This window comes from Nocardiopsis sp. iso_186 (assembly GCF_056173365.1).
In genome coordinates this window covers 4,222,364-4,241,839 of the sequence record NZ_CM149670.1, presented here as the reverse complement: position 1 = coordinate 4,241,839, position 19,476 = coordinate 4,222,364, and the positions used below count along the sequence as shown (strand labels likewise).

At 68.6% G+C, this 19,476-nt stretch carries 17 protein-coding genes; 12 read left to right on the top strand and 5 right to left on the bottom strand.

Annotated elements, in window-relative coordinates:
• Window positions 1-24 precede the first annotated feature (24 nt).
• From AC0VYP_RS18620 to AC0VYP_RS18600, 5 genes are read left to right on the top strand one after another with little or no spacing between them, the layout of a single operon-like run.
• A complete protein-coding gene (locus AC0VYP_RS18620; protein WP_475470962.1) occupies window positions 25-474 on the top strand; it encodes a hypothetical protein in 450 nt (149 codons plus the stop codon).
• Window positions 471-1,607, top strand: a complete 1,137-nt coding sequence (locus AC0VYP_RS18615) for an STM4014 family protein (protein WP_475470960.1) — start codon at window positions 471-473, stop codon at window positions 1,605-1,607. Before AC0VYP_RS18620 ends, AC0VYP_RS18615 begins: the two co-directional genes overlap by 4 nt.
• Complete coding sequence (locus AC0VYP_RS18610; protein ID WP_475470958.1) at window positions 1,604-2,446, top strand: STM4013/SEN3800 family hydrolase; 843 nt, start codon at window positions 1,604-1,606, stop codon at window positions 2,444-2,446. The genes AC0VYP_RS18615 and AC0VYP_RS18610 overlap by 4 nt, the downstream gene beginning before the upstream one ends.
• On the top strand, window positions 2,443-3,783 hold the full coding sequence (locus AC0VYP_RS18605; protein ID WP_475470956.1) for an STM4012 family radical SAM protein: 1,341 nt from the start codon (window positions 2,443-2,445) through the stop codon (window positions 3,781-3,783). The genes AC0VYP_RS18610 and AC0VYP_RS18605 overlap by 4 nt, the downstream gene beginning before the upstream one ends.
• Window positions 3,780-4,664: an STM4011 family radical SAM protein gene (locus tag AC0VYP_RS18600; RefSeq protein ID WP_475470954.1), complete on the top strand. Its 885-nt coding sequence runs from the start codon at window positions 3,780-3,782 to the stop codon at window positions 4,662-4,664. Before AC0VYP_RS18605 ends, AC0VYP_RS18600 begins: the two co-directional genes overlap by 4 nt.
• A 44-nt stretch (window positions 4,665-4,708) precedes the next feature.
• Here the strand turns inward: AC0VYP_RS18600 and AC0VYP_RS18595 are convergent, their stop codons facing one another.
• Both AC0VYP_RS18595 and AC0VYP_RS18590 read right to left on the bottom strand, forming a co-directional pair.
• Window positions 4,709-5,647 carry a 3-methyladenine DNA glycosylase gene (locus tag AC0VYP_RS18595; protein ID WP_475470952.1) on the bottom strand — a complete coding sequence of 313 codons (939 nt, stop codon included), beginning with the start codon at window positions 5,645-5,647 and terminating at the stop codon, window positions 4,709-4,711.
• Between the two features lie 70 nt (window positions 5,648-5,717).
• Window positions 5,718-6,134 (bottom strand): DUF4234 domain-containing protein, encoded by a 417-nt coding sequence (locus AC0VYP_RS18590; RefSeq protein ID WP_285757349.1) that lies wholly within the window; start codon window positions 6,132-6,134, stop codon window positions 5,718-5,720.
• 375 nt (window positions 6,135-6,509) lie between these two features.
• On the opposite strand from AC0VYP_RS18590, the gene AC0VYP_RS18585 reads away from it, so the two are divergent.
• From AC0VYP_RS18585 to AC0VYP_RS18575, 3 genes are all read left to right on the top strand, one after another.
• Entirely contained in the window at window positions 6,510-7,223 is a 714-nt protein-coding gene (locus AC0VYP_RS18585) for an OmpA family protein (RefSeq protein WP_475470949.1), read from the top strand.
• Between the two features lie 109 nt (window positions 7,224-7,332).
• Window positions 7,333-8,325, top strand: coding sequence for an aldo/keto reductase (locus AC0VYP_RS18580; RefSeq protein ID WP_475470947.1), 993 nt, complete (start codon window positions 7,333-7,335; stop codon window positions 8,323-8,325).
• 234 nt (window positions 8,326-8,559) lie between these two features.
• Window positions 8,560-8,763, top strand: coding sequence for a cold-shock protein (locus tag AC0VYP_RS18575; RefSeq protein ID WP_285757346.1), 204 nt, complete (start codon window positions 8,560-8,562; stop codon window positions 8,761-8,763).
• Window positions 8,764-8,860: 97 nt separating this feature from the next.
• Here AC0VYP_RS18575 and AC0VYP_RS18570 read toward each other — a convergent pair whose 3' ends face one another.
• Both AC0VYP_RS18570 and dacB read right to left on the bottom strand, forming a co-directional pair.
• On the bottom strand, window positions 8,861-10,615 hold the full coding sequence (locus AC0VYP_RS18570) for a hypothetical protein (RefSeq protein WP_285757345.1): 1,755 nt from the start codon (window positions 10,613-10,615) through the stop codon (window positions 8,861-8,863).
• A gap of 188 nt (window positions 10,616-10,803) precedes the next feature.
• On the bottom strand, window positions 10,804-12,396 hold the full coding sequence (gene dacB, locus AC0VYP_RS18565) for a D-alanyl-D-alanine carboxypeptidase/D-alanyl-D-alanine endopeptidase (protein ID WP_475470944.1): 1,593 nt from the start codon (window positions 12,394-12,396) through the stop codon (window positions 10,804-10,806).
• Between the two features lie 255 nt (window positions 12,397-12,651).
• Between dacB and AC0VYP_RS18560 the strand changes: the two genes are divergently transcribed.
• Entirely contained in the window at window positions 12,652-14,076 is a 1,425-nt protein-coding gene (locus tag AC0VYP_RS18560) for an aldehyde dehydrogenase family protein (protein WP_285757343.1), read from the top strand.
• Between the two features lie 45 nt (window positions 14,077-14,121).
• Here the strand turns inward: AC0VYP_RS18560 and AC0VYP_RS18555 are convergent, their stop codons facing one another.
• On the bottom strand, window positions 14,122-15,207 hold the full coding sequence (locus AC0VYP_RS18555) for a trypsin-like serine peptidase (protein ID WP_285757342.1): 1,086 nt from the start codon (window positions 15,205-15,207) through the stop codon (window positions 14,122-14,124).
• Between the two features lie 193 nt (window positions 15,208-15,400).
• Between AC0VYP_RS18555 and dxr the strand changes: the two genes are divergently transcribed.
• The 3 genes from dxr to ispG all read left to right on the top strand — a co-directional run bounded on the left by dxr (window position 15,401) and on the right by ispG (window position 19,332).
• Entirely contained in the window at window positions 15,401-16,639 is a 1,239-nt protein-coding gene (gene dxr, locus AC0VYP_RS18550) for a 1-deoxy-D-xylulose-5-phosphate reductoisomerase (protein WP_475474290.1), read from the top strand.
• 9 nt (window positions 16,640-16,648) lie between these two features.
• Complete coding sequence (locus AC0VYP_RS18545) at window positions 16,649-18,004, top strand: M50 family metallopeptidase (protein ID WP_285757340.1); 1,356 nt, start codon at window positions 16,649-16,651, stop codon at window positions 18,002-18,004.
• Between the two features lie 170 nt (window positions 18,005-18,174).
• Window positions 18,175-19,332, top strand: coding sequence for a flavodoxin-dependent (E)-4-hydroxy-3-methylbut-2-enyl-diphosphate synthase (gene ispG / locus AC0VYP_RS18540; protein ID WP_285757339.1), 1,158 nt, complete (start codon window positions 18,175-18,177; stop codon window positions 19,330-19,332).
• Window positions 19,333-19,476 lie beyond the last annotated feature (144 nt).

Here is a 19,476-nt window from a genome sequence, read left to right as displayed (position 1 = left end):
GGTCCATTTCAGTCAGGAGCAGGTATGCCGATCCACGAACACGCCGCCGTGTTCGCCGGGCTCCCCGTCGTGGAGTTCCTCACCACTGAGAGCGAGATCTCCTGGATTCCCCGGTGCGACGTCTCCCCGTTGCCCGGCGCCTCCCCTGCGCTCGACGAATTCACGGTGCGCGGTTCCGCGGGATTGGGGTTCTCCCCGGTCCGCCACGAAACCCTGCGCCGTTCGGCCCTCCAGACCGGCGGCCTGCCCGGTCGGGTGCTGAGGGGGGTGCCGGCCGCCGAACTTCCCGCACCGCACCACCTGGAACTGTGGTTCGGCAGCCGCGAATACGGCGGTGATTCGACGAGAGCCGATCTCGCCCCGCTGCTCGACGGAGCACTCTTCCCCAACCTCACCTCCCTCGTTCTGCGCAACGCCGACCGCACCGACGAACTGGCGGCCGGACGATCCCGCTACCCGGCGGGCACCGAATGACCGCCGATCCGCTGCTGACCGTCGTCGCCGTTCCAGGCGGCCGAAGGCTGCGGCTGTTCACCGACGCGGTACGCGCCCAGGGACTCGCCGACCCCGTTCTGCTGCCCTGGTCGGACCTGGCGGCCGGCCGAGGCACCGTCGCACCGGGCGCCCTGGTGCGGGTGGACTCCCCAGGAGAGGACGTCCGCACCGCCCGGCTGCTCACCGGGCTCGACCACGACCCCGATCCCTACCGGGTCGAGGGCTCGGCGGCCTTCCATCGCGGAATGCGCGCCGCGCTGCGCCGCCTCACCGGGGTCGTGGCCGAGGCTCCCGGAGCGCAACTGCTCCAGGATCCGGCCGACCTCGCCGTCATGTGCGACAAACGCCTTTGCCACGCCCGGTTGTCGGCCGCCGGTGTGCGGGTCCCGCCCGCACTCGGCGGCCGGCCCATCAGCGGCTACACCGACCTGCGCGAACGGATGACCGCGCGGCGCTGGTCCCGGGTGTTCGTCAAACCGGTGCACGGATCCTCGGCATCGGGAGTGGTGGCGCTGACGGCACACGCCGACCGGGTGCTCGCGGTCACCTCCGTGGACCTGGTTCACGGTGCCCAGGGGCCGGAGCTGTACAACAGCCTGGTGATCAAGAAGTACGAGGACGAGTCCGACGTCGCCACGATCGTGGACGCACTGTGCGCCGACGGCGTGCACGTGGAACGGTGGCTGCCCAAGGCCGCACTGGGCCGGGCCTCCGTCAACCTGCGCGTCCTCGTCGTCGCGGGCCGTGCCACCCATGTGGTGGCGCGCACCTCCAGGTCGCCCATGACCAACCTCCACCTGGGCAACGCCCGTGGCGACCTCGTCGCGCTGCGCGGGGCGATGGGACCCCGTGCCTGGGACAGGGCCATGTCGGTCGCCGAGGCGGCCGCAGCGTGCTTCGGTCGCACCCTCCACGCGGGCGTGGACCTGCTCCTTGCCCCCGGCCTGCGCGACACAGCCGTGTGCGAGGTCAACGCCTTCGGCGACCTGATCCCCGGTATCCACCACGAGGGCCGCGACACCTACGCCGAGCAGGTCCACGCCGTTCGGACCGGCCGCCACACGCCGGTTGAACCGTTCGGCCCGGAGCGCGAACCAGAAGGACGCCGATGACCGCGCGCCCGGACATGAACACCGTGGTGGGAACGCACGACATCATCCTGGTCACCCTCGACACGCTGCGCTACGACGTGGCGGCACGGCTGCTCGCCGAGGGGCGTACTCCCAACCTCGGTGCACTGCTGCCCGACGGGTCCTGGGAAAGGCGCCATGCACCGGCGAGTTTCACCTACGCCTCGCATCTGGCGATGCTGGCCGGATTCCTGCCGACCCCGGCCGAACCCGGACCGCACCCTCGGCTGTTCGCCGCCGGTTTTCCGGGCAGCACCACCACCGATGCCCGCACCTGGGCGTTCGACGCCCCTGACATCGTCGCCGGACTCGCCGCAACCGGCTACCACACCGCCTGTGTCGGCGGGACCGGATTCTTCAACCGCCTTTCGGCACTCGGATCGGTACTGCCCGACCTGTTCACCGAGAGCCACTGGGAGCCGGAGTTCGGCGTCACCGACCCAGCCTCCTTCGAGAACCAGGTGGCGCGGGTCGCGGCCGTGACCCGCGCGGCTCCCGACGACCGTCCCCTGTTCCTCCTGCTCAACGTTTCCGCTCTCCACCAGCCCAACTGGTTCTACCTGCGCGGAGCGCGACCGGGGACACCCGACGGCCCCGACAGCCACGCCGCCGCCCTGGAGTACGTGGACGCACACGTTCCCGCCCTCCTGGCCGCCCTGCGCGGCCGGGGCCGCCCCTGCTTCACCATCGTCTGCGCCGACCACGGAACCGCCTACGGCGAGGACGGCCACACCGGTCACCGCATCGGCCACGAGACGGTCTGGACCGTTCCCTACGCGCAGTTCACCATCCCCGCTGCCCGCCCCGAGGAGCACTCGTGACGTCAATCGACATCGAAGCCGCGCCGGCGGCCGACTCGCCCTACCGCTCCTACGTCTACGGCTATCCGCACAAAAGCGCCTACCGGCCGCTCGACGACCCCCCGAGGCTGACCGATGTCTGGCGGGAAGAAGACACCGACGCCCTCTCGCTGTACTTCCACATCCCGTTCTGCGAGATGCGCTGTGGGTTCTGCAACCTCTTCACCCGGTTGACCCCGCCGGCCGAGCAGGTCAGCGCCTACCTCGACGCCCTGGAGCGCGAGGCGTACGCGGTGGCCGAGGCCGTTCCCGACGCACGGTTCGCCCGTGCGGCCTTCGGCGGGGGTACCCCCACCTATCTGACCGCTGCCGAACTGGAACGCCTCTACGACCTCGCCCGGCGGGTACTCGGCGCGGACCTGGCAGCCATCCCCACCTCGGTGGAGACCTCCCCGGCCACGGCCACGCCCGATCGGCTGGCGGTGCTGGCCGAGAGCGGCGCCACCCGGATCAGCATCGGGGTGCAGAGCTTCATCGACTCCGAGGCGCACGCCGCCGGTCGCCCTCAACGCCGCGACGAGGTGGACCGGGCCCTGCGTGCCATCCGCGACCACACCCGGGCCCGCCTCAACCTGGACCTGATCTACGGAATCGACGGTCAGACCTCGGACACTTGGCGCTACTCCCTGGACACCGCATTGGACCTCGCGCCCGAGGAGATCTACCTCTACCCCCTCTACGTCCGTCCGCTGACCGGTCTGGGTCGCAGGGGGCGTGACTGGGACGACCACCGACTCGCCCTTTACCGACAGGGGCGCGACCACCTTCTCGCCCGGGGCTATCGGCAGGTTTCGATGCGGATGTTCGAGCGGATCGACGCCCCCGGTGGCGACGGCCCGGCCTACTGCTGTCAGACCGACGCGATGGTGGGACTCGGGTGCGGAGCCCGTTCCTACACCCGCGACCTGCACTACTCCTTCGACTACGCGGTAGGGGTGCGTCAGGTGCGCGCGATCATCGACGACTACATCTCCAGGGACCACGCGGGTTTCGAACGTGTCGGTGTGGGTTTTCGTCTGGACACCGACGAGAGGCGCCGCCGTCACCTCCTCCAGTCGCTGCTGCGCGCCGACGGCGTCAACCTCGCCCTCTACACCGAACGGTTCGGTGCCGACCCCCTCGTGCACTTTCCCGCCCAGCTCGCCGAGCTCGCGGGGCGCGGCTGGATCGCCCCTGCCACCCATCCCGTGCAGGAGTTGCGCCTCACACCGGAAGGACTGGCGCACTCCGACGCGATCGGCCCGTTGCTCTTCTCCGCCCCGGTCGCCGATCTGATGGCGGGGTACTCGGCGCGATGAGTCTGCCTCGTTCACTGTCCATCCTGTATCGCGGCCCGCTCGCCAGCTGCGACTACGACTGCCCCTACTGCCCCTTCGCCAAGCGTCGCGACAGCCCCGACCAGTTGCGCGCCGACCGCGCCGCGCTGGAACGGTTCGCCGAATGGGTCGTGGAGCAGGGCGAGGCCAGTCCCGGTACCAGGCTGTCGGTGCTGTTCACCCCGTGGGGGGAGGGCCTCGTCCGGTCCTGGTACCAAAGGGCCATCGCCCGACTCAGCCACCTGCCGCATGTGGAGCGGGTGGCGATCCAGACCAATCTGAGCGGGCGCCTCGACTGGCTGGCCGACTGCGACCACGGGTCCGCAGCCCTCTGGGCCACCTTCCATCCGGGCCAGGTGTCCTACGATCGGTTTCTGGGCAAGTGCCGTCGGCTCACGGAACTGGGGGTGCGCTTCAGCGTCGGCGTGGTCGGGTTCCCCGAACACCTGGAGCAGACCCGCCGACTGCGTTCGGAACTGCCGGAGCAGACCTATCTCTGGGTGAACGCGGCAGAGGGCCGTTCCTACACCGACGCCGAGGCCTCCCTCTGGCAGGAGATCGACCCGCACTTCGCCTACAGTCGTACACCGCACGCCAGTCTGGGCCTGGCGTGTCGCACCGGGGACACCGTCGTATCGGTCAACGGGGACGGGACCGTGCGCCGTTGCCACTTCGTGGCAACCGAACTCGGCAACCTCTACGACGGCTCCTTCGCGGACAACCTGCGTCCCCGAGCCTGCCCGGCGCTGAGCTGCGACTGCCACATCGGCTACGTACACCTCGAACCACTCGACCTCTACCAGGTCTTTCGCGGCGGAGTGCTGGAGAGGATCCCCGCCGCCGACAAGAAGACGGCGATCTGATCAGGACGCCCTGTCAACGACGTGTCCCGCCACCGGCCCGGCCATCAGGTGTCGAGGACCGCGCTCTGCGCCTCGGCCAGGACCTCGCACACGTCGAGCAGCCGCCGCCGCAGTTCCTGGCCTCGCTCGCTGAAGGACCGCTGGATCGCGGTGTACTCCGCCTTGCCTTCGGGGGTCTCGATCGCTACCGGGGTGTAGCCGTGGCCGCTCAGGTCGTAGGGAGAGGCGCGCATGTCGAGTTCGCGCACGTCCCGGGCCAGCGCGAAACAGTCCAGGACCAGTTCGCCGGGCACCGCCGGTGCGAGTTTGTAGGCCCACTTGTAGCAGTCCATGGTTGCGTGCAGGCAGCCCGGCTGCTCAAGGGAGGTCTGGGACTCGCGGGTGGGCTGCAACCGGTTGTGCGGGCGGGCCTCCGGGGTGAAGAAGCGGAAGGCGTCGAAATGCGAGCACCGGATGCGGTGTGATTCCACGACGCGGTCGGTTCCTTCCGGGCCCAGCCGGAGAGGAAGAGCGGAGTGCCGTAGCTGGTCGGGCGACGATCGGTAGACCATGGCCCACTCATGGAGACCGAAACAGCCGAAATTGGCGCTGCGGCCCGCGGTCGCGGTCAGGAGCGCCGTGACGAACTCCAGGGCCCGTCCTCGGTCGGTCGCGAACGCCGCGGTGTCCAGTTCCACCCCGCTGACGGTTGTGCCGGACGAGTCGGTACCGGTCGAATGCCGGTACCAGCGGCCGAAGGCGTCGCCGATCTCTGCGCCTTGCAGGAGTACGCCGGGACCCGGATGCCAACGACGCAGCTGTGCGGGTTTGTGGCTGTAGTAGGTGAAGAGGAAGGTCTCCACCGGACGGGTCAACTCGCGCTGGGCGTTGGTGACGAAGGAGTCGGCCCGCGCCGCGTGCTGCGCCGCCCGCTCACGCCACTCCTGCTCGCTGAGGACGACACGGGGCGCGGGGGGAGTCGGGAATGGGGTGCCGGTCTGCATAACGACTCAAGCGTAGGTGCCCCTGCCTCGGCCAGGGGCACCCGGGCGCGGGTGAACCGATCCCGGCGTGTCAGGCGCCGTTGGCGTGCCAGACCTTGTTCAACTGTGACTGGTAGTAGAGCGGGGTCAGCCCGAAGACGAACATCAACAGGATGCCGATGCCGCCGGAGGCGAGGTCGGAGAGGCCGGCGAGCCCTTGGGCCTTGGCGATGCGTCCACCGGTGTTCAGCACCGATACGAACGGGGGGACCACGATGAAGCTGCCCAGGGTGACGGCGAACAGGCAGACCCCGGGGGAGACCTCGACGGCCTCGGGGGCGAAGTCCCATAGTTCCCGGTCCCCGCTGTAGTGCCAGACGAGGGAGTAGATCCCGAAGGTGATGATCGACAGCAGCCACACGGAAACGGGGCCGCGCACCTTGCCCAGGGGGTGGCGAATGGGCCCGGAGGCCGCTTGCCGCTGGTCACCGGGATGCGGGCCGCTCATGGAGGACCCCTCGGGCGGGGGATGTCCGAAGCCGTGGGCCGGCGACGCAGCTGATCGCAGGGAGGCCATCGCGGGGTTTCAATCACGAAAAAAAGTGATTCGAACCCCGGGTGGAACTCGTCGCCCACTGTGTGGCAACTCGGCATGTGATTGATGTCACGCTAGATTGTTTCGTGGGGCCGAAATGCCGGGTGATAGCGGGAGAGGGCGGACGGAAAGAAGAAAAAGGTGTTGGTCGCCGGGGTTGACAAAACATTCGGATTTAAATAGGGACAACCATTTTTTGGGAGATGTCTTATGGGGGGAAGCCGGGTTCCTAACCTCGGTCCTGTGGCAGGAAGAGAACAGCACAGGCGACGGTGTAGGCAGCGGCGAGTGACCCTGGCATACGCGGGACGGTTCGGGATACCTGATGCCGTTGTGCCGGTCCGTGAGACGCAACGTGCGGTGGGGCGACGCACGGGAATCATCACCTTTCCGCTCGTGGGAGTGCTCCTGCTCGGGGTGTTCGCGCTCGCCACGGTCCTGCTTCCGATCCAGACCCCTGGCGGGGTCACCGCGATCCTTGTGGGGGAGCAGGAGCGTACGGACGAGCCGTCCCCGTCCATTGCGCCCAAGGAGTCCGTCGAGGAGCTGACCGTGTCGGACCCGGTCACGGCCACCGTGCTCTTTCCCCATGACCAGAGCCGGCTCACCCCCCAGGCGATCGCCGGACTGGATGACTTCGTGGCGGCCACCGTGGAGGCGGCGGCAGAAGGCGGCGCCCGTATCCAGGTGGAGGGTTTCGGCGATTCCACGGGGTCGGACCAGGTGAACGACCAGGTCACTCTGGCACGGGCCGAACGCGTGGAGTCCTATCTGCGGACCGCGCTGCCGGTGGAGGGCACGGACGGGGTGGAATCCGTCAACTACGTGGTCAAGGGGCACGGCGCCCGCAAGCCCGTGGGCGACAACGACACCGAGGAGGGGCGGGCGAAGAACCGCCGCGTCGAACTGGTCGCGGAATTCTCGTTGCCGGGAGAGGCGGACTCCCCGGCAACGGAAGCCGCTGCTTCTCCCGGGCCGGTGGAAGAAGACAAGAAGTCCTGAGCAGATGCGACCTGGGCGGCCGTCCCGGTTTGCCGGTGGGGGCGACCGGGAAGTGAGGAGCCCTGTGGGCGGCTGGTCCAGCCCCGTTCGACGAGCAACGGAGGAGCGCATGCGCAAGCGGACACTCGGCGGTCAGGGGCTGGAAGTCTCCGAACAGGGGCTCGGCTGCATGGGGATGACGTTCGCCTACGGGCAGCGCGACGACGCCGAGTCGGTGCGCGCCGTGCATCGTGCGCTCGACCTCGGGATCGATTTCTTCGACACCGCCGACATGTACGGACCGTGGAGCAATGAGACGCTGCTGGCCAAGGCGCTGAAAGGGCGGCGCGGCGAAGTCGTGATCGCCTCCAAGTTCGGCAACGAGGTGGATGCGGACGGGGCGCTCACCGGCAAGGTCAACGGCCGGCCCGACTACCTCCGCCGGGCGCTGGACGGGTCGCTGAGCAGGCTCGGCACCGACCGGATCGACCTCTACTACCAGCACCGGGTCGATCCGGACGTCCCGGTCGAGGAGACCTGGGGCGCGCTCGCCGACCTCGTTGCCGAGGGGAAGGTGCGCTACCTCGGCATCTCCGAGGCCGCCCCCGGGACCATCCGCCGCGCGCACGCGGTGCACCCGGTCACGGCGCTACAGAGCGAGTACTCCCTCTTCACCCGGGACGTCGAGGACGACGAAGTGCTGGACACCGTCCGCGAGCTGGGGATCGGCTTCGTCGCCTACAGCCCGTTGGGGCGGGGGTTCCTGTCCGGGACGATCCGCAGTCTCGACGACCTCGCCGAGGACGACTGGCGACGCAGGGCCCCGCGGTTCCAAGGGGAGAACTTCGCCAGGAATCTCGACGTCGTGGACCGGGTCAACGAGCTGGCCGCGGCCAAGGCGGTCGCCCCGTCCCAGCTCGCCCTGGCCTGGGTACTGGCCCAGGGGCCCGACATCGTCGCCATCCCCGGCACCAAGCGCGCCGCTTACGTGGAGGAGAACGCGGGAGCCTCCAACGTCACTCTCACCCCCGGTGACCTGGCGGCTATCGAGGAGGTCGCCCCTGCGGGCGTGACCGCGGGGGAGCGCTACGCCCCCCATGCCATGCGCTTCGTCCGTCGCTGAGAGCCGGGCCGAAGACCGTTGCCCGGGGCGCGCCGAGAACAGGGCTGTGCGCGCCCCGGGAGTGTGTGATAGTGTCGTGACCAGTTGTTAGTCGTTAATTTCGCAGTTGATGGTTCTTGTGATCGCCCGCGGAGTTGTTGGCCGGCGGGCGTTTTCTTTTCGGGAAACGGCTCGCGGCAACTTACGGATGCACTTCAGTAGGTATCCGTGTAGTCGATTGCTGAAGGAGAAAACATGGCTCAGGGAACCGTTAAGTGGTTCAACGGCGAAAAGGGCTTCGGCTTCATTTCCCCCGACGACGGTGGGCCCGACGCGTTCGTGCACTACAGCGCGATCTCCGGCTCTGGTTTCCGTAACCTGGAGGAGAACCAGCGCGTGGAGTTCGACATCACCGCTGGCCAGAAGGGCCCGCAGGCGGAGAACGTCTACCCGCTGTAGGTTTCGAACCGGCCACGACTTCTTCGAGTCGCGCGTCGCGGGCCCCATGGACTTCCGAGTCCGTGGGGCTTTTGTCGTTTCCGGACAGCTCCCCGTGTCAGTTGCTGCTGTGCACCGGCAGGTGCCGGCCCAGATAGCCGATGTAGATACGCCCGGTGCGACCCGGTGCGAGATCCGCGTAGTAGTAGAGCCGGGGGCAGATCCCGTACTCCGCGTCGAGCTTGATGTGGGCGAACATCGGAAGCACCCCGTCCGGATGCACCTGGTCGGGGACTTTGAACGTGCGCTTCTCCGCGTACTTGTCCCTGGTCTGCACGGTGTCGCTCTCGTGCGCGGCCAGCCGCTTCACAGGGATTCCATGGAAGCCCTCGGGCGGTTCCCGCAGGTAGTCGTGCAGATTCTTGCCGGCCCCCGGATGAGCCAGCTGGTAGCGGGCGTAGTCGTCGAGGGCTCGCAATGCCTCCCATGCCCGGGTCGCCCACAACCGCTCCTTCTTGTTGCCGCTGAGCTCGCGGACGTCGTCCTGGTTGTCGTCGATCGTGAAGTACAGGTGCGGGAACGCCGAGGCGTCGGTCATGCGCTCCAGCAATTCCTCGAAGTCACCGGGTGGGCGCTCCCCGGGAGCCACGGGAGCCTTCGCCCCGGCCAGGGCGTACAACCCCGCCTCGCGCAGGCACGTTCGCAACCACGCGTTCTCGTTCATTGCCGCGCGCAGCTCCTCATGGCCCAGGTCGCGTTCTTCCATGGTCTCCGCCAGCTCCGCCAGCAGCCGTTCGCGTTCCTTCTCCAATTCGACGATCCGGACGTCGCGATGCTTGATCTCGCGGGCCGGTGCAGGCCCTGCCCCAGACCATGCCGGTGTCCGTGCGCTGCCCCAGGCCGGAACGGGGCCGCGCCCCGGTCGGGCAGGCGAGGCCGCCCGTCCAGGGCGTATCGACAATTCGGCCTCTTCCTCATTGAGCAGGGAGTCGAGACTGCGCAGTTCCTCGGGGAGCGGTTGCTCCCTGATGGCGTCGCGTACCGCACGAATCAGCGCCGACCCCACCCAGGGGCGGACCCCGTTGCCGCTCCGTGCCCCCTCCAACGTTCGCGCGCTCAACCGGGGGTGGCGCAGGGAATCGTTCGAATTGCTCAGGTCAACCCGGGGGAGGAACGTGCGCAGACCTCCGATCGGGACCCGGAACTCCCTGGGGAGGGCGTCCCCCAGGCGTTGCTGCGCCGCGAGGTCCAGGACGTAGCTGGACTGCATGCCCACCGAGCGGTGCAGTACCCCCGCCATCGTCTGCTGCCAGGCGGCGACGGTCAGATCGGCCGGGACCCCCGACACGATGGTCGCCAGCCGTCGCCGGTCGTCGCGGACAGCGGCAAGCAGTCCCGCCACCGCTGCGTCGTCGTGGCCGTGCACGATCGTGGGTTCCGTGCCCAGTGCAGAGGCACCGTCCCTGCACTCCAACGCCTGCAAGAAGAAGAGTGCGACCCCGGGGGCCGCTGCGTCGAACCTCCGGTCCTCCGGGTTCTGGCCGCCGACATCGGCGGACATGTCGATCCACACCAGGCGGTCGGACATCCGGCCCGGATCCGACACGGCCGTCAGCACGGTCCGCCACGTGATCGCGGCGGGAGCCGATTCGGTGATGAGCCGTAGGAAGCTGATGTGCTCATCGGTGTTGTCATGCCGGACGACCGTGGCGGTCGAGTTGCGGTTCAGCTCGTAGTTGCCCGAACGGGTGAAGGTCACGGTCGGACCGTCCGCCCTGTGCCCGGCCAACCAGTGCGACAGTGTGCGTGTGCTCAGTTCGATGATGTCGTGGCCGGCCGCCACCGAGAAGAGCGTGCGGTAGACGAGCGGCATTCACGACCTCCCATCGGTTGTCGCCGGTTCCGCGCCGCAACCGCTGCGCGGTGGTGGCACCACCGCCTCCAAGGAGGCCGAGCGTAGTCCGGGTTCATCTCGTGAAGAGCTGGCCACCGTTTTTCACCCGTATAAGGTAACTGCCGAAAATCCTCCGTCCGCAACCGGACGTTTTGTGGGAATCGTGCCTAACAGGCACGCGCCCAGCTGCATTCCAGCCGGTCGTTCGGCTGCTGCCCGGGGTGGATCTGTCTGATGGTTCGGGAGGCGTCGCCGACGGTGGGGGCGTCCCTGGCGAAGCGTGCAAGCCGTACGGCGATGGCGTCCTGGACCGGGCGCGGCGCGGCGCCTGTGTGCCCGTTGTCCAATACGACGAACAGCAGAGGTTCGCCACGTTTGCCGGTCACATAGCCCGACAGCGCGCTCACCCCGGTCATCGTCCCGGTCTTGGCGCGGACGTTTCCGGCCGCTGGAGTGCCGCGCATCCGGTTGGTCAGGGTGCCGCCCACCATACGGTCGGGGTCACCCGCGATGGGAAACGAATCGGTCCATGTCTCGAACCACGGCTCGTCCGTTGCCTCCTGGAGCAGGTCGGCCAGAAGTGCGGCCGACAACCGGTTGCCACGGGAGAGACCGGAGCCGTCGGTGAGCTCCAGCCCGGGAGTGTCCAGGCCGATCCGGGTAAGGGCGCGCTCCACCTCGGGGAGCCCCGCAGCCCAGCTCCCCTCGCCGCCGGCTCGGCGTCCTATCGTCTTCACCAGGATTTCGGCGTGGGTGTTGTTGCTCAACTTCATGAAGGGCACCAGGAGTTCGCCCAGCTCGGCGGATTCGTGATGGACCAGTCCGATCAGGTCGGCCGGAGCGGTGCCGGAGACCGGGCTCCCCCCTACCCGTACACCGTTGTCGGCCAGTGCGCGGCGAAACACGTCGAGGGCGTAGCCGGTGGGCTCGTGCACGGTGCGCAACTCGGTGACGGCCCGCCCGCCGAGTGGGAGCCCGCCGCTGACCGCGATCGTGTTGCCGCCCAGGCGGCGGGTGACGGCCAGTTTCCCCCGGCCTCCGGTCGTCGCGGTGTTGTCCACCCTGACGTAGTCGGTTGCGGGGCGCAGCGCCACACCTACGGCCCGGCCGCCACGGGTTCCGGGCGACACCTGCACCTCGACCACGCCTGTGTCCAGATCGGAGTTGGCCGCCACGGTCAGCGCCGACACCTGTGCGGCGTAGTAGTAGGGCTGGTCGCCGGCCTCCCAGCCCGCGCCCAGCCGCGCGTCGTCGAACCAGGTGTCATCGGCGATCAGGTCGCCGGTCACCTCGGTGACGCCGGCGTCAGCGACCTTGGCCGCCAACGCGTCGAACGTCTCGGTGGTCAGGGAGGGATCACCCGTGCCGATCAGGTGCATGTCCCCTTCGATCACGCCGTCGCTGGGAGCTGCGGTCGCCGATACCAGGGTGCTGAAGCGGTAGTCCGCACCCAGGACCTCCAGTGCGGCGGCCGATGTCAGGAGTTTGTTGTTGGAGGCGGGCAACAGGGACGTCTGGGGCTGGTGCTCGTAAAGTACTTCGCCGGTGGCGGCGTTGCGCACCACCACTCCCGAGGTCGCACCGGCCAACAACGGGTCCTTCAGGAGGGCGTCCAGGTCGGTACGCAGGTCGCTGAGACCGTCGGCGGCGGTGGCCGGCGCCGCGCCGACCGCGAGCAGTCCCGCTGTCAGTACGCCCACCAGTGCGGCGCCCCCCGTACGGACAAGGAGCGGGCCGTGGGTTCCCAGAATGGCCGACATGGCATCCTTCTCCCTGATCAGGCGTTTTCCCGCTTGGCAACTTATCTCGTCCGACACCCGAAATCCGCTAAGCGTGACCGTATGGTGGCTCTGTGTTTTATCGGATCGTGTGCACTCCCCGGTTCGCGGCTCGAACGGATCGTCCTCCCGGCCCAATGGTCAGGAGGGGGAGTTGTCCGCGGTGGAGTGTTGCCTCTTGTGTCCTGTCCTGGTTGGACAAGGAAAGGGCGGGGGGCGCGCAGTAGCCTCCAGGGCATGTCTACGCGTCCGTTTTGGCTGGCCGGGGTCGCTGCCGCCGGCGATACCGAGCTCACTGTGACCAACCCTTACACCGGGAGGGTCGCGGGTACCGTCGCGGTTCCCACCCCCGCCCAGATCGAGGCGGCCGTCGCCGCCGCGCATGCCGTCCTCGACGAGGCCGCAGCCCTGCCCGCCCATGTGCGGGCCGAGGCGCTCGCCCACACCTCCCGCCGTCTGGACGAGCGTTCCGAGGAGATCGCCCGGGTCATCACCGCGGAGAGCGGCAAGCCGCTGAAGTGGTCACGCGGCGAGGTGAGCCGCGCTGTCTCGGTGTTTCGCTGGGCGGCCGAGGAAGTCCGCCGCGACAGCGGGCAGATGCAGCGTCTGGACACCGACCCCACAGGGGAAGGGCGCGTCGCGCTGATCCGCCGGGTTCCCAAGGGGGCCGTTCTCGGCATCTCGCCGTTCAACTTCCCGCTCAATCTGGTCGCCCACAAGATCGCTCCGGCGATCGCTGTTGGGGCACCCATCGTCCTCAAGCCCGCTCCGGCCACGCCTATGACGGCGCTGCTGCTCGGTGAGATCCTCGCTGAGACGAACCTCCCCGGCGGGATGGTCTCGGTGCTGCCGATGGCCAACGAGTCGGCCGCGTCACTGCTGACCGACGAGCGGCTTCCGGTCATCTCCTTCACCGGAGGCCAGTTCGGCTGGGAGCTCCAGAAGCGTGCCCCGCACAAGCACGTCACCCTTGAGCTGGGCGGGAACGCCGCGGCCGTGGTCCTGGCCGACGCCGACCTGGACTGGGCGGCCCAGCGCATCGCGCTTTTCGGCAACCACCAGGCGGGACAGGTGTGCATCGGCGTGCAGCGGGTCATCGTCGCCGACGCCGTCTATGACGATTTCGTGGCCAAGCTCGTGGCCCGGGTGGAAGAACTCGTCACCGGGGACCCGGCCGATCCGGCCACCGAGGTCGGACCGCTCATCAACGAGGCAGCCGCGATCCGCGTGGTCGAATGGGTTGAGGAGGCGGTGGCCGACGGGGCGAAGCTGCTGACCGGCGGCCGTCGCGACGGCGTCACGGTGTCCCCAGCGGTGCTGGCCGATGCACCCGCGGACTCGAAGGTGGTGCGCGAGGAGATCTTCGGTCCGGTACTGGTGCTCCAGCGCGTCTCCGGTGTGGATGAGGCCTTCGCCCAGGTGAACGACAGTGACTTCGGTCTTCAGGCCGGGGTGTTCACCACTGATCTCCGAGTGGCCTTCCGGGCGCACCGCGAGTTGCAGGTGGGCGGGGTGGTCATCGGCGACGTCCCCGCGTTCCGTGCCGACCAGATGCCCTACGGCGGGGTGAAGAAGTCCGGGGTCGGAAAGGAGGGACTGCGGCCGGCGATGGACGACCTCACCTACGAGCGGGTGATGGTGCTCACCGGGGTCCAACTCTGACATCGGGCCGGTCCCGGAACAGCAGTCCCGGGACCGGCCGCCGGCTCACAGGCCCTGGGCGGCGTTGTACAGACGTTTCGCGTCATCGCCGAGCCGGGGCCCGTACTGGGTCCTGGAGTCGTTAGCGTACTTGAAGCTGACCACGGAGGTCACCGTTCCGGTGCCGGTGGAGGTGGCGAAGTCCTTGAGCCATGGGCCGCCGCTGGAACCCTGGGTCATGGTGCAGCGCATCCCCGCCCCCTCGGTCCCTTTCTGATCGCGCGCGGTCGCGCCCGAGCAGTAGTAGAGGTGGCGTCCCTTGAAGGAACCGGACGAGGGGTAGCCGAACGAGTACACCCGCGACGCCACGCGCTCGCTGAAACCGATGGGCAACGACCCCGTCCGGTCGGCCACGTGCGCCCCGCCCGAGCCGGTGTTGAGTACGGCCATGCCGAAGTCGTAGCTGTCGTCGGCGTTCTTGGACCACTCCGGTGCGACCAGCATTTCGCGCGCGGAGTACCGGCCGTAGGGTTCCTTGCCGTCGTCGTAGCCGGGAACGAAGATCCAGTTCTTGGCCCAGGAACCCTTGCCGTCCTTGAGGCAGTGCGCCGCCGTGATGACGGTGTCCTTGTTGCGCGAATTGACCACTGCGGCCGAGCAGGTGAAGTCCGCGCCGTCCAATGTGAGGTAGACCTTGCCGGTCCGCTTGACGATCGCGCCACCGGAGGTCCAGCGCTCACCGGTGCTGTTGGCACTCGCGGCCTGCGGGGTGGAACCCTCTTCCACGGGGATCGGGAGAGAGAGCGGAAGGGCCCCGACGACGTCCTGGAGCATCAGGGACCGGGGAACGGCAGAGGCCATCCGTTGGGGGGTCCAGTAGTCCAGCACCGCTTCCTGGGCGCCCTCGCCCACCGCCGCCGACTGGCGCACCACCCCATCGGCAGCAGCACGTGCGGGGGCGGGGCCGGGGGCGTCGCTGGTGGAGCCCGCCCGTGCCTCGGGGGCGTCCGGCGCGGCCGGGGCCGCAGCGACCTGCGGGGCCGGCTCCGGGACGGGGGCGGCCGGGGCCGTGCTGTCGGCCGGGACGCCGACCATGGCGATGGTGAGCCCGGCGAGGGGGCCAAGGATTTTATGGGCGGCCGACGAAGTCATGGCCGCAATTGTTCCATACTCAGAGTATTCATGACGCTACTTTGAGTTTGGATTCGCCGTGTTCCGGGAACGCCGTTCCTCGGCGCGGGCCGGTACGATCCAGGCAAAGTCACCGGCAGAAGGTGTCCCGCTGGTCGAGGCGCTGGGCCACAATGGGGGCGTGCGTACCGCTCAGTCGCCTGATGAGGCGTCTATCCCAGTGACCGTCCCCTCCTCCGCCCCCCGCGATGTCGTCGTCCTCGGCTCGACGGGGTCGATCGGGACCCAGGCCGTCAACATCGCCCTCGGAGCGCCCGAGCGGTTCCGGGTCGTGGGCCTGGCCGCCGGAGGGTCCCGGCTGGACCTGCTGGTGGACCAGGCGTGCGCACTGGACGTGTCGGTCGTCGCCGTTGCCGACACCGCTCGCGCGGCCGAACTCGGTCAACGTCTCGCTGAGCGGGGCAGCGCGGCCGAAGTACTGGCCGGGCCCGAAGGGGTGGCCGAACTCGCGGCCCGCCCCAGCGACGTCGTCCTCAACGGCATCACCGGCGCGCTCGGGTTGGAGTCAACGCTCGCCACGCTGCGAGCCGGACGGCTGCTGGCGCTGGCCAACAAGGAATCACTCATCGTGGGCGGCCCGCTGGTACGCGCGCTGGCCCGCCCCGGCCAGATCGTCCCGGTCAACTCCGAGCATTTCGCGCTGGCCCAGTGCTTCCCCCGCGTACCCGACGGCGAGCTCACCAGCCTCGCCCAGGGACAGGTCGCCGCCCACCGCTCGGACGTGCGCCGGCTGGTCATCACCGCGAGCGGCGGCCCGTTTCGCGGGCGCAGCGCCGCGGAGCTCGCAGACGTCACCCCGCAGCAGGCACTCAACCACCCCACCTGGAGCATGGGGCCGGTCATCACGATCAACTCCGCGACCCTGATGAACAAGGGGCTGGAGGTCATCGAGGCGCATCTGCTCTTCGACGTTCCCTTCGAGCGGATCGAGGTCGTGGTCCATCCGCAGTCGATCGTGCACTCGATGGTGGAGTTCACCGATGGTTCCACTCTCGCCCAGGCCAGCCCTCCGAGCATGCGCATTCCGATCGCCTACGGGATGGCCTGGCCGGAACGGGTCACCGGGGCCGCCGCGCCGATCGATTGGACCAAGGCCCAGACCTGGACCTTCGAGCCCTTGGACGCAGAGGCGTTTCCCGCGGTGGGTCTGGCCTGCGAGGTAGGGGCCGAGGGGGGGACCGCGCCGGCGGTCTACAACGCCGCCAACGAGGAGGCCGTGGACGCCTTCCTCAAAGGACGCCTCGCCTTCCCCGCGATCGTGGAGACGGTGGCGAAGGTAGTCTCGGAGCATCGGGGCGCACCCGCCGGTGCGGACCTCTCGCTCCCCGATGTCTACGCGGCGGACCATTGGGCCCGCGTCCGAGCCGGAGAACTGATCTCCAGGCGGGGTTGAGGAGACTAGATGGTCGTGTTGATGACAGCGCTCGGGATCGTTCTCATGGTCCTTGGCCTGCTGCTCTCGATCGCCTGGCACGAGCTGGGCCACTTGGCCACGGCCAAGATGTTCGGCATCCGCTGCACCCAGTACATGGTCGGATTCGGCAAGACCCTGTGGTCCACCCACCGTGGTGGCACCGAATACGGGGTCAAATTGGTCCCCCTGGGCGGATACGTGCGCATGGTCGGCATGATGCCGCCCGCCAAGCAGCGCCCCGACACCGGCAAGCCGTTGTCGCGCTGGCGTGCCATGGCAGAGGACGCCCGTGAGGCCTCGGTCGGCGACATCGAGCCGGGCGACGAGGACCGACAGTTCTACCAGCGGGCACCGTGGAAGCGTCTGATCGTCATGTTCGCCGGGCCGGCGATGAACCTCGTCCTCGCCCTGGTGCTCTTCGCCGGGCTCCTGATGGGCGTGGGCATCTACCAGAGCACCACCACCGTAGGATCGGTCCACGAGTGCGTGGTCCCCGCCGCGAGCGCGGACGACTCCTGTCCCGCCGATGCCGAGCCCTCCCCGGCTGCCAAAGCCGGTCTCGAACCCGGAGACCGGATCACCGCCGTCAACGGTGTGGCGACCCCCGACTGGCGTGCCGTCCAGGACGCGATCCGGTCCAACATCGGCCCGGGCACCATCGACGTGGAGCGGGACGGCCAGACGCTGTCGCTGTCCACCGACTTCATCGCCAACGAGGTCGCCAAGACCGACGCCGACGGCAACATCGTGGTCCGGACCGACGCACAGGGCGATCCCGTCCTGGACGACCAGGGACGCCAGGTCCCTGAGACCGTCACGGCGGGTTTCGTCGGTTTCGTGCCGACGTATGAGCGCCAGACCCTCAGCGCAGGCGAGTCGGCGGTCTTCTTCGGTGAGACCACCCTGTCCGTGGGCAAGGCCATCATCACCCTGCCCGCCAAGGTCCCCGGGGTCTTCGAGGCGGCCTTCCTCGGGGCTGAGCGCGCGCCGGACTCCCCGGTGGGCGTCGTCGGGGCGTCGCGCATCGGCGGCGAGATCCTGGCCCTGCCCGCTCCCATGCTGGACCGTGCCGCGATGGTGCTCAACCTCCTGGCCGGTATCAACCTGTTCCTGTTCGCCTTCAACATGGTGCCGATCCTGCCCCTGGACGGCGGGCACATCGCCGGCGCACTGTGGGAGTCCGTTCGCAGGCGATTCGCCAAATTCCTGCGCCGGCCCGACCCCGGTCCGGTGGACGTGGCGCAACTCATGCCGGTCGCCTATGTGGTCGTCGCCTGTTTCCTGTGCTTCAGCCTGCTGTTGCTGATCGCCGATATCGTCAACCCTGTTCGGCTGATGCAGTGACCCGGCGCGCGGTGGTGACCAGTGCGGGTAGCCTTTTCATCGCGGGCGTCGGAGGCGAGAACCCTTGTTTCGAGTCCGCTGTGCCGCGCTTGTGTCGCGGCCGCTCCTACTCCTTAAACTCTCAAGTGACGCCGTCGGGACGCACCCGGCGGCCGGCGAGGTGAAATCGCGTGTCCGTCGATCTTGGAATGCCTGTTGCGCCTCCGCGTCCACTGGCGCCACGGCGCAAGTCGCGGCAGATCATGGTCGGCAACGTCGCCGTCGGCGGCGACGCCCCGGTCTCGGTGCAGTCCATGACCACCACGTTGACCTCTGACATCAACTCCACTCTGCAACAGATCGCGGAGCTCACCGCGTCCGGCTGCCAGATCGTCCGGGTCGCGGTGCCCAGCGCGGACGACGCCGAGGCATTGCCGATCATCGCGCGCAAGTCGCAGATCCCGGTGATCGCCGACATCCACTTCCAGCCCAAGTACGTCTTCGCGGCGATCGAGGCCGGATGCGCCGCCGTGCGGGTCAACCCGGGCAACATTCGCAAGTTCGACGACCAGGTGAAGGAGATCGCCCGTGCCGCGGGCGACACCGGCACCCCTATCCGTATCGGTGTCAACGCCGGATCGTTGGACAAGCGACTGCTGGCCAAATACGGAAAGGCCACGCCCGAGGCGCTGGTGGAATCCGCGCTGTGGGAATGCTCCCTGTTCGAGGAGCACGGGTTCCGCGACATCAAGATCTCGGTCAAGCACAACGACCCGGTCGTCATGATCAACGCCTACCGGCTGCTCGCCCAGAAGTGCGACTACCCCCTGCACCTCGGGGTCACCGAGGCCGGGCCGTCTTTCCAGGGCACGATCAAGTCCTCGGTCGCCTTCGGCGCCCTGCTCGCCGAGGGGATCGGTGACACCATTCGGGTGTCGCTGTCGGCCCCGCCCGCCGAGGAGATCAAGGTCGGCAACCAGATCCTTGAGTCCCTGGGCCTGCGCGAGCGCGGGCTGGAGATCGTGTCCTGCCCCAGTTGCGGACGTGCCCAGGTGGACGTCTACACCCTGGCGGAGGAGGTCACCGCCGGCCTGGAAGGCATGGACGTGCCACTGCGGGTGGCCGTCATGGGCTGTGTGGTCAACGGTCCCGGGGAGGCCCGTGAAGCCGACCTCGGCGTTGCCTCGGGCAACGGCAAGGGCCAGATCTTCGTCAAGGGCGAGGTCATCAAGACCGTTCCCGAGTCCAAGATCGTGGAGACCCTGATCGAGGAGGCCATGCGCATCGCCGAAGAGATGCGCGAGGCCGGCGTGGAGTCGGGCGAGCCGTCGGTCGGCGTGGCCGGCTGACCCCGCCCTCGTCCATGGGGATCGGTGCGCGGGAGAGCGGCGGATATCCGCCAGGGGCGTGTGATCCCGTGGACGAGATTCCTGAGCGGTCAGGATCAACCGCGATCGCCGGGGTGCCGTGAGCCGGAATCCCGTGACAGCGGC